The organism is Streptomyces sp. ID05-26A, from assembly GCF_033794685.1.
In the GTDB taxonomy this organism is placed as follows: Bacteria; Actinomycetota; Actinomycetes; order Mycobacteriales; family Pseudonocardiaceae; genus Lentzea.
Genome location: NZ_JARAYZ010000001.1, coordinates 2,744,706 through 2,759,279 on the forward strand (window position 1 = coordinate 2,744,706; position 14,574 = coordinate 2,759,279).

The 14,574-nt window shown below is 69.0% G+C and carries 13 protein-coding genes; 9 read left to right on the forward strand and 4 right to left on the reverse strand.

The window, feature by feature from the left end; translation table 11 throughout:
* Positions 1–12: 12 nt before the first annotated feature.
* The gene (locus PV646_RS13620) at positions 13–990 is read right to left on the reverse strand and encodes an ABC transporter substrate-binding protein (RefSeq protein ID WP_500341770.1); all 978 of its coding nucleotides are present in this window, start codon (positions 988–990) and stop codon (positions 13–15) included.
* Between the two features lie 484 nt (positions 991–1,474).
* On the opposite strand from PV646_RS13620, the gene PV646_RS13625 reads away from it, so the two are divergent.
* From PV646_RS13625 to PV646_RS13640, 4 genes are all read left to right on the forward strand, one after another.
* Entirely contained in the window at positions 1,475–4,813 is a 3,339-nt protein-coding gene (locus tag PV646_RS13625; RefSeq protein WP_500341771.1) for a sensor histidine kinase, read from the forward strand.
* Positions 4,810–5,229, forward strand: coding sequence for a roadblock/LC7 domain-containing protein (locus PV646_RS13630; RefSeq protein WP_030470879.1), 420 nt, complete (start codon positions 4,810–4,812; stop codon positions 5,227–5,229). The genes PV646_RS13625 and PV646_RS13630 overlap by 4 nt, the downstream gene beginning before the upstream one ends.
* A gap of 216 nt (positions 5,230–5,445) precedes the next feature.
* Positions 5,446–6,054: a DUF742 domain-containing protein gene (locus tag PV646_RS13635; RefSeq protein ID WP_500341772.1), complete on the forward strand. Its 609-nt coding sequence runs from the start codon at positions 5,446–5,448 to the stop codon at positions 6,052–6,054.
* The gene (locus tag PV646_RS13640; protein WP_030470877.1) at positions 6,035–6,640 is read left to right on the forward strand and encodes a GTP-binding protein; all 606 of its coding nucleotides are present in this window, start codon (positions 6,035–6,037) and stop codon (positions 6,638–6,640) included. Before PV646_RS13635 ends, PV646_RS13640 begins: the two co-directional genes overlap by 20 nt.
* Before the next feature lie 152 nt (positions 6,641–6,792).
* Here the strand turns inward: PV646_RS13640 and PV646_RS13645 are convergent, their stop codons facing one another.
* Entirely contained in the window at positions 6,793–7,548 is a 756-nt protein-coding gene (locus PV646_RS13645) for a hypothetical protein (RefSeq protein WP_500341773.1), read from the reverse strand.
* A 119-nt stretch (positions 7,549–7,667) separates the two neighbouring features.
* Positions 7,668–9,914, reverse strand: coding sequence for a helicase-associated domain-containing protein (locus PV646_RS13650; protein WP_500341774.1), 2,247 nt, complete (start codon positions 9,912–9,914; stop codon positions 7,668–7,670).
* A gap of 86 nt (positions 9,915–10,000) precedes the next feature.
* Here PV646_RS13650 and PV646_RS13655 point away from each other — a divergent pair, with 86 nt between their 5' ends.
* The 5 genes from PV646_RS13655 to PV646_RS13675 all read left to right on the forward strand — a co-directional run bounded on the left by PV646_RS13655 (position 10,001) and on the right by PV646_RS13675 (position 13,087).
* Positions 10,001–10,186 (forward strand): hypothetical protein, encoded by a 186-nt coding sequence (locus tag PV646_RS13655; protein ID WP_090065798.1) that lies wholly within the window; start codon positions 10,001–10,003, stop codon positions 10,184–10,186.
* Between the two features lie 107 nt (positions 10,187–10,293).
* On the forward strand, positions 10,294–11,676 hold the full coding sequence (locus PV646_RS13660) for an NAD-dependent malic enzyme (RefSeq protein WP_500341775.1): 1,383 nt from the start codon (positions 10,294–10,296) through the stop codon (positions 11,674–11,676).
* Between the two features lie 48 nt (positions 11,677–11,724).
* Complete coding sequence (gene moaC, locus PV646_RS13665; RefSeq protein ID WP_500341776.1) at positions 11,725–12,198, forward strand: cyclic pyranopterin monophosphate synthase MoaC; 474 nt, start codon at positions 11,725–11,727, stop codon at positions 12,196–12,198.
* A complete protein-coding gene (locus tag PV646_RS13670; RefSeq protein ID WP_500341777.1) occupies positions 12,183–12,665 on the forward strand; it encodes a MogA/MoaB family molybdenum cofactor biosynthesis protein in 483 nt (160 codons plus the stop codon). The genes moaC and PV646_RS13670 overlap by 16 nt, the downstream gene beginning before the upstream one ends.
* Complete coding sequence (locus PV646_RS13675; RefSeq protein ID WP_500341778.1) at positions 12,662–13,087, forward strand: molybdenum cofactor biosynthesis protein MoaE; 426 nt, start codon at positions 12,662–12,664, stop codon at positions 13,085–13,087. Before PV646_RS13670 ends, PV646_RS13675 begins: the two co-directional genes overlap by 4 nt.
* A gap of 380 nt (positions 13,088–13,467) precedes the next feature.
* Here PV646_RS13675 and PV646_RS13680 read toward each other — a convergent pair whose 3' ends face one another.
* The gene (locus tag PV646_RS13680; RefSeq protein WP_500341779.1) at positions 13,468–14,112 is read right to left on the reverse strand and encodes a transglycosylase family protein; all 645 of its coding nucleotides are present in this window, start codon (positions 14,110–14,112) and stop codon (positions 13,468–13,470) included.
* Positions 14,113–14,574: the final 462 nt, after the last annotated feature.

A 14,574-nucleotide genomic window follows, 5' to 3' on the forward strand; every position in this document is an offset into this window, starting at 1 on the left:
GCGATCGAGCAACTAATTCGTCGTACCCGGCGGCAGTAGCTGCTGCACGTCCAGACGCCCGGACAGCACGTCCTCGGTGTCCATCATGTCGGCCACGCGCTGGAGCCTGATCGGGTTCAGCGACAGCGGGAACGTGCCCACCGACACGAGGGCCGCGGTAGGTGCGTCCACGTCCGCGTAGCTGGTCAGGGAGTCCTGCACGGCGAGCTTGTTGGACTGCGCGCGCTGCTGCGCCTGGCGCAGCACGTCCCGGAACACCTTCAGCGTCTTCGGGTTCGCCTCGGCGAACTTCTTCGACGACGCGTAGCCGGACATCGGGAAGTCCAGTGTCGGGCCGCGGGCGGTGTCGGTGACGATCTTCGCGCCGATCTTGCGCTGCGCCTTCGTGATGAACGGCTCGATCATGAACGCCGCGTCGACCTGACCTGAGGTCAGCGCGTTCTCCATGTCGGCGAACGGCATCGGCCGGAACTGGATCTTCTGCTTCTCGACCGCGGCGGTGTCCAGCACGGCACGCGTGGTCAGCGCGCCGATGTCGGTCTCGCTGTTCACGGCGATGCGCGGCGCGTTCTTCTTGCCGGGATCGTCGTAGTCCGACTTCGCGTCCGCGACCAGCGCCATCGAGTTCGGACCGGCCTGGTAGGCCTCGCCCTGCAGCTGCAGCTCGGTGCCCTCGGCGACCGCTCGGAAGAGGCTGACGTGCGTCGCCCACGTGAGGTCGAGCGTGGTGTCCAGCTGCTTGATGGCCTCTGCCTCGCTGGGCTGGGTGACCAGGTTGACCTGCAGGCCGGCCTTCTCGAACAGCTTCTCGGTCAGCGCGATCCGCAGCGGGGCCACGTCGACGACCGGCAGCACGCCGATGCGGATGACGTTGCGTTCCACGTCCGCGTTGCCGCCGTTCGACGAACCGCCGAACAGGCCGCAGCTCGCGGTCAGGACGCACGTTGTGAGCACTGCGGCAAGCCGCAGAGCTGTGGCTCGGGTAGCCATGGCACCTCTCGCCGGTAGGGCTTGGGTAGCTTCGAATTGATCAGTGAGTGTCGCCACAAACCAGGGCGTCCGCAGTCCGAACTGCGAGTTCGGACGGACATGGGGTGTACCGACAACCGGGGATGTTAACCACCTGAACGTATGAAACGACACCCCATCTCGATACGGTGAGTGCTTCTGGAGACTTCCCCAACACAGGGGGTGCCCATTACTCTTCCGGCTCGGGTGGCACAGGTCGTAGTAGACCGACGTGTCTTCAGACGGGGTAGGGCGCCTCACCGGGCGAACAACCTCTGTGCTGCAATTCGGCCCGTTTGACGAGTCCATGCTCGGTCCTGGGGAGAGACCGGGACACTGCTGCTGGAAGAGGAAGCCCAGAGTGGCCCGACGTGAGAGAGGTCCCAGCCAGTTTGGCGTGGGTGACACCACACGCTCCGAAAGGCCCGAATCGGGTGACGGACTGGCTGCGCTGGGTAACGGACCGATGAACGTGACACCGGAGCCGGTGAAGCACGAGGTCGGTGCCGGACCTGGTTCAGGATCTACCCGATCCGCGGGGTGGCGCCTGCGCAACTGGCGGCTGCGCACGAAGCTGCTCGCCGTTCTGCTCATCCCGACGATCTGTGCGCTCGCCCTGGGTGGTCTGCGCGTGCGCACCGACCTCCAGGACGCCACGGAGTTCAACAACCTCGCGAACCAGATCCGCCTCGAGACCGCGGTCGCGGACCTGGTGCAGCAGCTGCAGCGCGAGCGCGACCTGTCGGTCAGCTACGTCGCGTCGAACAAGAAGCTCGACAGGGTCGTCCTGGAGCGCCAGCTGCGCCGCGTGAACGACACCAGCGAGGCGTTCAGCAACAGGATCGCCGAGCTCAGCTCCGACCTGAACCCCTCGGCCGTCGAGCGGTTCCAGGTCGCGTTCAACCAGCTCAACCGCCTGAACAGCCTCCGCAACTCGGTGCGCGACACGCAGTACCCCGCCGAGGCCGTCCAGCGCACCTACTCGGAGTCGATCGAGACGCTCATCAGCCTCGGTGAGCAGACGATCTCCGAGATCAACGACCCGGAACTGGTGCGACTGCACCTGACCACGAACGCCATCGCGCGCATCAAGGAGCAGGAGTCGCTCAAGCGGGCGATCCTCCTGGACGTCTTCCAGCGCAAGGCGTTCACGCCGTCCCAGCTGCGGTCCCTGCAGGCAGCGGACGCCGAGCTCGAGGCCGCGCGGAACGACTTCCGCAAGGCCGCGACGCCCGAGCAGGCCAAGATCTACGACGACACCGTCACCGGCCTCATCGTCGACAACGCGAACGACATGCAGGAATCGGCGATCAACCAGCAGTCGGGCGCGAAGGACTTCACGCAGGTCACGCCCGAGAAGTGGGACATCGCCGCCACGCTGACGGTCAACCTGACGCGCGACGTCGAGAACCTGCTGGTCGAGCAGCTGCAGAACAAGACCGACGACCTGGCCGGCGACACGCGCGCCAGGGCGTACGTCGAGTCCGGCATCGTCCTCGCGATCCTCGCGCTCGCGTTGCTGATGGCGCTGTTCGTCGCCCGCTCGATCCTCAACCCGCTGCGCACGCTGCGCCGCACCGCCCTCGACGTCGCCGACCACGGTCTCCCGGACGCGGTCGAGCGGATCCTCGCGGACGCCAACCCGGAGGACGCGGCCAAGACCGCCGTCGAGCCGGTGCCGGTGCACACGCGGGAGGAGATCGGCCAGGTGGCGCGCGCGTTCGACGCGGTGCACGGTGAAGCGGTGCGACTGGCCGCCCAGCAGGCCCTCCTGCGTGACAACGTCAACGCGATGTTCGTCAACCTGTCGCGCCGTTCTCAGGCCCTGGTCGAGCGCCAGCTGAACCTGATCGACCGGCTCGAGCAGGACGAGCAGGACCCGGACCAGCTGGCCTCGCTGTTCGAGCTGGACCACCTCGCGACCCGCATGCGCCGCAACTCGGAGAACCTGCTGGTTCTCTCGGGTACGGACCTCTCGCGGCGTCTGACCCGGCCCGTCCCGGCCGCCGAGGTCCTCGGCGCCGCGGTCTCCGAGGTCGAGCAGTACGCCCGCGTGCAGGTCGGCCAGACCCCGGAGCTCACGGTCCAGGGCCGCGCCGTCAACGACCTCGTGCACCTCATCGCCGAGCTGCTGGACAACGCCACGGCGTTCTCCGACCCGGTCACCAAGGTCACCGTTCGCACGGCCAAGACCCGCAAGGGCGAGCTGGCGATCGAGATCCAGGACCGCGGCGTGGGCATGGGCGAGCAGGAGATCATCGACGCCAACGAGCGTCTGGCCGACCCGCCGGACGTCGACGTCGCCGTCTCCCGCCGGATGGGCCTGTACGTGGTCGCGCGGCTCGCCAAGCGCCACGACATCAAGGTCCGCCTGCGCGGCAACGAGGACATCGAGGGCGGCACGACGGCACTGGTGATCGTGCCGGAGACGCTCACCGCGATCCCCGGCCAGGCGCCGATCTCGACGCCGCCGTCCGGTTCCAGTGGGCTCGCCTCCGCGTTCGGCATGTCGCCGAACTCGTCGATCCCGTCGATGCCGCCCGTGCCGATGCCGATGGCACCGGCCGAGCACACGACGGAGATCGGTACCACCGCGACGAGGGCCAGCGGCATCGCCGGCGCCTTCGGCGGTGCGACCGGTGTCCAGCCGCGCATCGACGAGTCGAGCCCGAGCATCCCGGTCAACTTCGTGCCCAGTTCGATCACCGACACCGGTGCGGGCGCGACGGCGATCCCGGTCTACAACGACCCGCCGATCGAGGACTCGACGCCGTCCGAGCGGTGGCGTCGTGACCAGCTCGCGGCGGTCGATCCGGAGAGCGCGTTCGAATCCACCCTCTTCACGGCCTACGAGGACCGCAACGAAGAGGCCGGCGAGATCTCGTTCGAGCCGGGTTACGAGACCACCCAGTTCGTGCCGATCCCCCCGATCGAGGACGAGCCCGCCTCGTCCAACGGCGTCTCGCGCGCCTCGGTCGACGAGGGCCGGCTCGACATCGGGATGGGGCACCGCAACGGCACCTCGGAAGCCTCGCGCAAGAAGATCGAGCACGACCTGGACGCACCGACGGAACGCCTGCCGATCTACGAGGCGGTCCTGTCGCAGTGGTTCCAGGCCGTGGGCAGCGAGACGTCCGCTTCGACCGCTCAGCCGGTCCCTGCGGGCTCCGAGGACGATGCACCGGCCGCCACCAACGGGCACGTCGAGTCGAGGCTCGGCGGAACCGGCAAGGGCGCGGTCGAGTACATCGACGAACCGCCGACCGTCCCGCCGCTCTCGGACGGGCCGGAACCGGAGCTCCCGACCCGATCCCGCAAGCCCGTTCCGGCGGTGGCACCCACCACCACGTCGGCCGCTGGTCTTCCGGTGCGCACGCCGCGCTCGAAGGTCCAGCCGGCGGCCGAAGAAGTACCCGCACCCGCCGAGCAGGAGCGAGTTGTGGAACCCGAGCCCGTTGTGGAGGAGACTCCAGCGGCGGCAGCTACTTCCGAGTCGGCTTGGCAATCGCCGGCCGATGAGGGATGGCACGCGGCTCAGGCGTTGTTGAACAAGGCGCCGGAGACGAAGACCACGGCAGGATTGCCGAAACGGACACCGAAGGCTCAGCTCGTGCCAGGATCTGCAGCACCCAAGCCGCAGTCCCTGACGTCGACAGCGCAGCGCCCGCCGCTGCCGCCCCGCACCGCAGACGCGGTGCGCGGACGGATGTCGAGCCTGCAGAGTGGTGTCAAGCGAGGCCGGCACGCATTGATCGAGGCATACGCTGGTGACCAGTCGAGCCGGCAGAACGAGGAGCAGGAGTGACGACCGCAGCGCAGCCAGGCAGCTTTGGTTGGCTTATCACCGACTTCGTGCGGAGGGTGCCCGGAGTGGCACATTCCGTTGTGGTGTCCGCGGACGGGCTGTTGCTCGCCGGTTCCCAGGGCTTGCCCCGGGACCGCGCAGAACAGCTTTCCGCGGTCGCGTCCGGACTGGTCAGCCTCACCCAGGGTGCTGCCCGCTGCTTCGAGGCAGGCGGGGTCAACCAGACGGTCGTCGAGATGGAGCGGGGTTACCTGTTCCTCATGTCGATCAGTGACGGTTCTTGCCTTGCCGTCCTGGCGGCGCCCAACTGCGACATCGGCCTCGTGGCCTACGAGATGACGCTGTTGGTGGAGAGAGTCGGTCAACAACTCACCCCTGAGCTGCGCGCGCAGCTTCAGGGCGTGGTCCGTCGCTAGACCTCATCTGAAGTTCAGGGGTGAGAACCAATGGCTGGTAGATCTGGCGCTAGAGGCCGGGGCTTCGGTAGGAACTTCAACTACCAGGAGTGGGCTTCTGGCGGGTTTCAGTTCGACGAGCCTGACGCGATACCCCAAGAACCAGAGGAAGCTGAGGACGCACCCCTCGATGAGCGGGTTAAAGGGCAAGGGCTAGGCGATATGTCTCAGCGTGAGGTGGACGACTCGTCGTCGTATCCGTACGACGACGTGCCGAACCGATTCGACATAGACGGGTACGGCTCCGGGCTGTTCGGCGGCCCCGGGGCGGACCTGTTCGGCCAGCACGAGATGCCGGACGCGGTGCCGGAACAACTGCCGTACACCACTGGTTCGCATCCGGTGTACAGCACGGGCGGTCAACCGGCGTACAACACCGGCGGTCAGCCGGCGTACAGCACCGGTGCGCAGCCTCAAGTGCGTCCGGAGGAGAATGCTTCTGCGGACTCGGGTTCACTGGTGCGGCCTTACACACGCACCGGTGGACGCACACGACCTGACTACGATCTTGCGATCGAGGCGCTGATTTCGACCAGCGAAAAGGGCCTCGAACGGGATGCTGCAGTACTTCCCGAGCACAGGTCGATCTGCGGGCTGTGTGTGGACACGCGGTCGGTGGCCGAGGTCGCGGCACTCCTACGCTTGCCACTTGGCGTCGTGCGGGTGCTGATCGGCGACATGGCAAGCATGGGTTTGGTTTTGATTCACCAGGGCGGTCTGGTCGTGGGGGACCGGCCTTCCATGGATTTCCTGGAGAGGGTGCTCAGTGGGCTTCGCAGGCTCTAGTCCCCAGGGCGCCGAGGGCGCACGGAAGCCGACGACGTCCGCCAAGATCGTGGTGGCGGGTGGCTTCGGTGTGGGCAAGACGACGTTCGTCGGCTCGGTGTCCGAGATCGTCCCGTTGACCACCGAGGCGGTGATGACCGAGGCCAGCGCGGGGGTGGACGACCTCTCCGCCACGCCCAACAAGGTCACCACGACCGTCGCGATGGACTTCGGCCGTGTGTCGCTCGACAGCGACCTGATCCTGTACCTCTTCGGTACACCGGGTCAGCACCGGTTCTGGTTCATGTGGGACGACCTGGTACGTGGCGCCATCGGTGCCATCGTGCTGGTCGACACCCGCCGCCTGGCCGACGCGTTCGCCTCGATCGACTTCTTCGACGACCGGCAGCTGCCGTACGTCGTCGGCGTCAACTGCTTCGACGGCCTCCTCCACCACAGGCTGGAGGACGTCCGCGAAGCGCTGACGATCGACGAGTCGGTGCCGATCGTGACGTGCGACGCGCGCAACCGGCAGTCGACGAAGCAGACGCTCATCACGCTGGTGGAGCACGCGATGCGCCAGTGGATGTCCGTCCGCGCGGGCTGAACTCCTTCCGCCGGAGTACGACCGCTACACGACTGAACGAGGCGAGCGCCACCTTCGGGTGCGGCGCTCGCCTCGTTGTCGTGGCCTGACTCAGTTCGGTTCCGTTGGGTCCAAGCGGTGGTCCTTTCGCCGTCTGCTCGCTGCTACCGCTGTCAGCCGATGCTCAGACCGACACCGATGACCGCGCCGATGGAGATGCCGTCGAGCAGGCCGTGGTGGTGGTCCCAGTCGTCGTGGTCCCAGTCGTGCCAGTGGCCCCAGTCGTCGTCCCAGTGGTGACCGGTGTCCACGACGAGGCCGACACCCAGCCCGATGCCGATGCCCTTGTCGGCGTCGGCCTGAGGCGGGGTGCTCGACGAAGCGACAGCCGCAGGCACCTCGGCGGGTACCGGTTCGACGGTCGGTGCGACCGGCGCGGCAGCGGGCTGTACGGCGGCGGTCTGTACGACGGCGGGCTGGGCGGCAGCGGGTGCGCGGTCGTCGTCCGTCGCGCTCACGTCGGCAGCGACATCTGCGTCAGCTGCCACCGCGGCGTCCAGGACTCCTTCCACTTCCACTTCCGCGGCGACGACCCCGTCGAGCTCGATCTCGAGCTCGGACTCGAAGGCGTCCACCTCCACTTCGGTGCCGACGCCCGCGCCGACCTGAGCCGCGAGCCCCAGAGCGACCTGGACGCCCCCGTTGGACATGACGGTGATGCCGGGGCCGGTGTCGACCGCGAGGTGGGCGCCGGCGGCGACGGGGATCGAGTTCAGGTTGCCGCTCACCCCCACCGTCGCGTTGACGTTGTTGTCCTGCAAGAGGACGAGGATCGGGTCGGCGTTCGCGGTGCCCGTCGAGAACGGCACGGCGAACGCCAGGGTCGTGACAGTGGCGGCGGCTCGCAAAGCCCACCGGGAGCTGGCCATGTGCGCAGGACCTCCTAGGTCTGCGGACGTGTCTCGGGTACGTCCACGTCAATCGACGCTAGGTCGCGCAACAGCCACGCAAGGGTGATCCGGGTTTCCTACCGGGGGATGACCGACCGTCAGTCCTCGTCCACCAATGCGGCGGACGTGATGCGATGAAGAGGGAACCTGAGCACCTCTCCGTAGCTGTGGTCGTAGCCCTCGAGCACGCCACCCCCGACCACGTGCGGCTCGATCACGCGCTGTGCCGCCGTGCCGTGGGAGTCGACGAACCCGACGAGCACCTTGCGGCGCGCCCGTGCGGCCTGCTGGAGCAACGACAGGGTCGCGGACGGGCCCGCGCCGAGGTTGCTGGGAACGGCCACCCGTTCACCCCGTGGTGTCGCCGCGGCGCGATCACCGGCCCGGACCAGCCGGACGAGTTCACCCAGCCGCTCATCGGCCTGCACGGCGGGTGACGCCGGTTTGCGGGCACTGCGCTGCCTCGGCGTGGTGCGGCGACCACCCGGCCGCAGGTCGAGGACCTGGCCGTCCGGGCCCTCCGCGGCCGGGGCGAACCCGGCCGACCGCAGCCCGTCCAGCACGTCCGCCAGCGGCAACGGGCTGACGAGCACGGTCGGAGCGATCCGGCGCAGCTCCAGCCGACCGGCCTCCGGGTGCGCGAGGACCTCGCTGATCAGCACCGAGTCGTCGCAGCGCAGGAACGAGCCCGCCGCCCCACCGCGCAACCTGCCGTGGCGGCGCGCGGCGTCGTCGATGAGGTAGCTCAGGGACTGCGGGACCGGCGTTCGTGACCGGAGCTTGAACAGTTCCTGCAGCTCGTCGGCGGTGCGCCCGGCGTCGAAGGCACGGCGGACGGTGGCCTCGCTGACCCGGTAGACCGTGGCGCTGCCGGCGGACTCGACGTTCGCGACCAGCGCCATCTCGTCCGCGAGATCGGGTTCGAGGCGGCCGGGGGCGACGACGGTGAGGTCGGCCTGCACCAGCACGTGGTCGAGCGGCGCGGGCAGGGCGTCGCCGAGGGCCTTCGCGGCGTGGCCGGGGCCCTCGTCGAGCAGCACGCGGCCCGCGCTGGTGATCGCGCCCAGGGCGAGCACGCCGACGGCGGTGCCCTCCTCGACCGTCCAGCGCACGAGCTCGTCCCGCTGGCGTCCGCCCCGGCGCGGTGCGCGCCAGCCGAGCAGGGCGGCCAGGTCGGTCGGGTTCGTGATCGCGGTGCCCTTGGGGAACGCGGTCAGGGTCTCCAGGACCCACCGGCGGTCGCGCGGGGCCTGCGCGCGGCGGATCTCGTCCGCGAGCGGGTTGAAGAGCTTGTCCTTCTCGTCGCGGCGGCCGATCAGCGCGGGCAGTCGCGGCAGGTCCAGCCAGGCGTGCGCGAGCGTGGCCCAGCGGACCTCGGTGGTGGCGGCGAGCCACACGTCGGCCTTGGTCGTCGGGACCCACTCGGGCTCGGTGGCCTCGGTGTTCGCGGCCAGGTCGGCACCGACCACGAGCTCGATCAGCAGGGCGGCGCGCCGTTCGTCGACGTCGAGGTCCTTGACGACCTTGCGCAGCTCGCGGACGCCCAGGCCACCCGTCCGCAGCACCGGCGCGGGCTCGGCCGACCAGCTCGCGATGAGGTTCTCGACGTGCCGGACGAGCTCCAGGGCCTCGCCGCCGCCGGTGGCGTCGACGCTGGTCTGCTGGAGCGCGGTGGTCTTCGGTTTCGGCTCGCTGACCTGGATCGGGCCGAGCGGGCGGTCGCCCCGGAGCGCGACGCCGATCTCGCGCGGCAGCTCGACGGTGCCGGGGTCGCGCCGCAGCAGCAGACCGCGGGCGAGCAGCCGTTGCACGGGCGTCTCGGCCTTCTCGAGCGGCACGACGCGGGAGGCGTCCTTGGTGTCGCCGATGGGCGGTCCGGAGGCGAGCTTCTGCAGGACCCGCTGCTCGCCCTCGGTGATGCCGCTCAGGTCGTAGGTCTGCCCGGTGCTCCGGCCGAGCCCGCCGGGGTACGGGCCGAACGCCTCCCTGGTGACGGGCGGGACCGACAGCGCGTCGTCGTCACCCCAGGCGAGCGCGAGGGACCGCAACCTCGCCACGGCCTGCTTGAGCGGCCTGGGCTTCACGTCCGGGCCGAGGAGCTTTGTGGGCAACGCCACGGGCGCGGCGTCCGCACCCTCCACCACCAGGGCTTCGAGCACCGCCAACGTGAACGTGTCGAGGTCCTCGCAGGCACGCGCGATCGACGCCCTGGTGCCGACCCGTGTCGCGAGCACGGACATATCGGCAGGTGGGGGCGTTGCCAAGTCGGGGCGCGCGCGCAGCAGCGCGACGAGAGCAACGTCGTCCTGGGCGCGCAGCCAGTCGGCGAGTGTGATGCCGGACATTCTCACCACGGTATATGGGTCGCTGGAGAACACATCGTGCTCTGTCACACTTGAGCCCGTCAGCAGGCACCACTGAGGAGGAGAACGTGGCGAAAGGACGCCCGGGACGGGTCGACCCGCACTGGCCGGAGGGTGCGGACGGCAGCCATCCCGTCACCGAACTGACCAGTGACCTGCAGGGTGCGCTCTCCCCGTTCGGCACGGTGACGTTCCCGCTGCCGTCGGAGGACCTCCCGTACAAGCACCCGGTGACCGAGATCAACAAGTCCTGAGTGGATTGTCAGGCCGGTCTTAAAACTCGCCGAGTCGGGTGAGTACCGCAAAGGGGCCGGGGATAGGCTCGTTTCCCGCTTGAGCTGTACTTCGTGGGAGGACGACGATGCCGGTCCCCGGCCCTGGTTACTCGATCACCGTTCGTCTGGAGGCGCCGCCGTCAGCGAGCGCCGCGGGTGACCTCACCTCGGCCGTCGGCCGTGCGGGCGGTGTGATCACGGCGTTCGACGTCGTGGAGTCGCACAACGACCGCGTCGTCATCGACCTCACGTGCAACGCGCTTTCCGCGAACCACGCCAAGGACATCACCGACACGCTGGAGACGTTGCCCGGCATCGTCGTCCGCAAGGTGTCGGACCGCACGTTCCTCGTGCACCTCGGCGGCAAGATCGAGATCGCGTCGAAGGTGCCGCTGCGCAACCGTGACGACCTCTCCCGCGCGTACACGCCGGGTGTCGCCCGCGTGTGCGAGGCGATCGCCAAGAACCCGGACGACGCGCGCCGCCTGACCATCAAGCGCAACACCGTCGCCGTGGTGACGGACGGCTCCGCGGTGCTGGGCCTGGGCAACCTCGGCCCCGCCGCCGCCCTGCCGGTGATGGAGGGCAAGGCCGCGCTGTTCAAGAAGTTCGCCGGCGTCGACGCCTGGCCGGTCTGCCTGGACACCCAGGACACCGAGGAGATCATCCGCGCGGTCGAGCTCATCGCTCCCGTGTACGGCGGCATCAACCTCGAGGACATCTCCGCGCCGCGCTGCTTCGAGATCGAGGCCCGCCTGCGCGAGAAGCTCGACATCCCGGTGTTCCACGACGACCAGCACGGCACGGCCATCGTCGTGGTCGCCGCGCTGCGCAACGCCCTGCGCGTCGTGAAGAAGGACATCAAGAACTGCCGCATCACGGTGTGTGGCGTCGGTGCCGCGGGTTCCGCGATCATCCGCCTGCTGCAGGCCCAGGAGCCCGGCGACATCATCGCCGTGGACGTCGACGGCATCGTGCACCGCGACCGTCCCGGCCTGGACTCGAACCTGAAGTCCATCGCCGCGTCCACGAACAAGGACAACCAGTCCGGCCGCCTGCACGACGCGCTGGTCGGCTCGGACGTGTTCATCGGCGTCTCGGCCCCGAACCTGTTCGGCGCGGACCAGGTCGCGACCATGGCGAAGGACGCCATCGTGTTCGCGCTGGCCAACCCGGACCCGGAGATCGACCCGATGGAGGCCCAGCAGCACGCCGCCGTCGTCGCGACCGGCCGCTCGGACTTCCCGAACCAGATCAACAACGTGCTGGCGTTCCCCGGCGTCTTCCGCGGCCTGCTGGACGCGCACGCCCGCACGATCACCGACGCGATGCTGCTGGCCGCCGCGCAGGCCATCGCCGACGTGGTGGACGGGGACCGGTTGAACGCGTCGTTCATCGTGCCGTCGGTGTTCGACAACACCGTTGCCCCGGCCGTGGCCGAAGCGGTCCGCAAGGCAGCCACTTCCTAGGTCTTTGAGCACGGGCAGTCCCGGTGGGCCGAGGCATACGATCCCTGTATGACCAAGCAGTTCACCCACCTGGACTCCCACGGCGCGGCCCGGATGGTCGACGTCTCCGGCAAGGAGCAGACCACCCGGACCGCCGTGGCGACCGGCGTCCTGCACACGACCGCCGAGGTGGTGGAGTTGCTGGGCGCCGACGGCCTGCCGAAGGGCGACGCCCTGGCGACGGCCCGGATCGCGGGCATCATGGCCGCGAAGCGCACCTGGGAACTCGTCCCCCTCTGCCACCCGATCTCGTTGTCGTCGGTGGTGGTGGACCTGGCGCTGGCCTCGGACTCCGTCCTGATCACGGCCACCGTCCGCACCACCGACCGCACCGGCGTGGAGATGGAGGCCCTGACCGCCGTCTCGGTGGCCGGCCTGACACTGCACGACATGGTGAAGTCGGTCGACCCCGCCGCCTCCCTGGACGCGGTGCGGGTGGAGCGCAAGGAAGGCGGCAAGTCCGGCCTGTGGGAACGCCCGTGAAGGCGGTGGTGATCACCGCGTCCAACCGTGCCGCGGCCGGTGTCTACGCGGATCGCAGCGGCCCGTTGATCGTCGAATGGCTTGTGGCGCGCGGGTTCTCGGTCGCCGCGCCCGTCGTGGTGCCGGACGGCGAGCCGGTCCGTGAGGCTCTGGTCGCCGCCGTCGGTGGTGGCGCTGATCTCGTCCTGACCACCGGCGGTACCGGGATCAATCCCACTGACGGGACTCCGGAAGCCACTCGCGCCGTCGTGGACTACGAGGTGCCGGGGCTGGCCGACGTGATCCGGATGTCCGGGTGGCCTCAGGTGCCGGGGTCCGTGTTGTCCCGTGGTGTGGCCGGGGTGGCCGGGCGGACGTTGATCGTGAACCTGCCCGGGTCGACCGGCGGGGTGCGGGACGGGCTGGAAGTGCTGGCTTCGGTTGTCGAGCACGCGCTCGACCAGTTGCGTGGGGGTGACCATCGATGAGCGTGGTGCTGCGGGCCGTCGTGACTTCGGAGCCGTTGTCGGTGGAGGAGCACGCCGCCCTGGTCGGGTCCGACCGGGCGGGTGCGGTGGTCACGTTCTCCGGCGTCGTGCGGGACCACGACGGCGGGCGGTCGGTGCTGGAGTTGGAGTACCACTCGCATCCGTCTGCTTCTGATGTCGTGGCTGAGGTTGTCGCTTCTCTTGCCGAGAAGTACTCCGGGGTGCACGGGATCGCTGTGTCGCACCGGGTCGGGCCGTTGAAGATCGGGGATGTGGCGTTGGCCTGTGCGGTCGCCGCCGAGCATCGGGGGGAAGCGTTTTCCCTCTGCGCTGACCTGGTCGACGAGGTCAAGGCTCGGTTGCCGGTGTGGAAGCGGCAGGTTTTCGCTGAGGGCGACGACGAGTGGGTCAACTGCCCCTGAGGCCGGCTTGTGGTGGCCGGCGCCGGTTCCAGCGGGCCCCAATCGCCATGAGCGGGGCCTACCGCTACCCAGAGCACGAGGTTCACACGGCTCGCTGCGCATCGCCACGCCAGGTGCCGTACGGGTTGGCCTGCGTTTGCGACTGTCGGTTGGCACCGCGCGCCGGGCCTGCGTGCGTGATGCCCTGCGTCGACGAGTGCGGTTGGCACCGCGCGGGTGGGGCTGCGGTGGTCGGTGTCACCGGCCTGGTCCGGACATGCAGGCAGGGACCTCACCGTCGGGGGGATGACGGTGAGATCCCTGGTCCTGTGTCAGCCCACGTCAGCGGGGCCGGCGTTCATGCGACCCGTCGGATCCGCGATGGTCCGAGCCGGAGAGGCTCAGATCTGGATCTTGTGGCCCGGGAAGATCAGGTCCGGGTTCGTGATGAAGCCCTTGTTCTTCTCCACGATGGCCTGGTAGCCGCCCTCGACCTTGTTGGCGTCCGCGATCTTCGACAGGGTGTCGCCTGCCTTGATCTCGTAGTTGCCGTTCGGGTTCGTCTTCGAGCCCTCGAGCTGCACGACCGGCGCCTGCTGCACCGGAGCGGCCTGGCGCTGCTGGACGGGGGCCTTGCGCTGCTGCTGCGGGGCCGGAGCGGTCTTCGGGGCCGCGCCCGTGTAGTTGCCGATCCGCTTGCTGCAGGACGGCCAGGCGTTGTTCACGCCCTGGCCGACGGCGACGCGCTCGGCGACAGCGATCTGCTGCTCGCGGGAGGCGTTGGCCGGGTTGCCCTGGCCGCCGTAGGCGTTCCAGGTCTGCTGGGTGAACTGCAGGCCGCCGTAGTAGCCGTTGCCCGTGTTGGCGCCCCAGTTACCACTTGCCTCGCACTGCGCGAGGGCGTCCCAGTTCACGGGGGCGGCGTTGGCGGTGCCAACGGCCAGGCCCAGAGGGGCGCCGGCGATGATGCCGACGGCCGCGACCTTGGCGATAGTGCGAGCGGCGGTGGAACCCTGCTTGCCCTTGTTGCCACGGTTGAAAGCCATTTGCCTCTCGGTCCACCTCACCTGCGGTCAGGAACTCGGGTTCGGGGCCCGGTGCGTTCCTGCGTCCCAGTCCGGCGGTTTCTCTCGCTCGGGGTATGTGCCGGAGAACCCTCGGACTGGGTTCGGTGTTCGGTCCTCCGGTCGTGCTTGTGGCTGGTTCGGGCCAGCCGAGGAGCGACCGTACGTAACCATCGGCAGCCCCTCCAAATGTTTGAGGCTGTGACGCGCGTCACAGTAACGGTTCGGAACGTTGTGGGGAGGTTACAAAACCGCAGCTCAAAGGCTTCGTTATCGGTCCGTTTCCATTCCGAGATCGGCCGAGATCTATTACGGAAAGTGAGGCGTGGCTCACGCGTGTCGGGCCATCGGGGACGGTCGTCCACGGTCGAATGACGGCCGGGCGAGTCGTCCGAACGCCCTTCGGAACCGCTCGTCGTCCCGCTCTCCCGATCGGTCCTACGA

What these genes read in the sequence shown, in the direction of transcription:
- PV646_RS13650 (WP_500341774.1), bottom strand. Translation starts at nt 9,914, where the DNA reads ATGTCCGGCATCACACTCGCCGACTGGCTGCGCGCCCAGGACGACGTT.
- PV646_RS13645 (WP_500341773.1), bottom strand. Translation starts at nt 7,548, where the DNA reads ATGGCCAGCTCCCGGTGGGCTTTGCGAGCCGCCGCCACTGTCACGACC.
- moaC (WP_500341776.1), top strand. Translation starts at nt 11,725, where the DNA reads ATGACCAAGCAGTTCACCCACCTGGACTCCCACGGCGCGGCCCGGATG.
- PV646_RS13625 (WP_500341771.1), top strand. Translation starts at nt 1,475, where the DNA reads ATGAACGTGACACCGGAGCCGGTGAAGCACGAGGTCGGTGCCGGACCT.
- PV646_RS13620 (WP_500341770.1), bottom strand. Translation starts at nt 990, where the DNA reads ATGGCTACCCGAGCCACAGCTCTGCGGCTTGCCGCAGTGCTCACAACG.
- PV646_RS13660 (WP_500341775.1), top strand. Translation starts at nt 10,294, where the DNA reads ATGCCGGTCCCCGGCCCTGGTTACTCGATCACCGTTCGTCTGGAGGCG.
- PV646_RS13675 (WP_500341778.1), top strand. Translation starts at nt 12,662, where the DNA reads ATGAGCGTGGTGCTGCGGGCCGTCGTGACTTCGGAGCCGTTGTCGGTG.
- PV646_RS13680 (WP_500341779.1), bottom strand. Translation starts at nt 14,112, where the DNA reads ATGGCTTTCAACCGTGGCAACAAGGGCAAGCAGGGTTCCACCGCCGCT.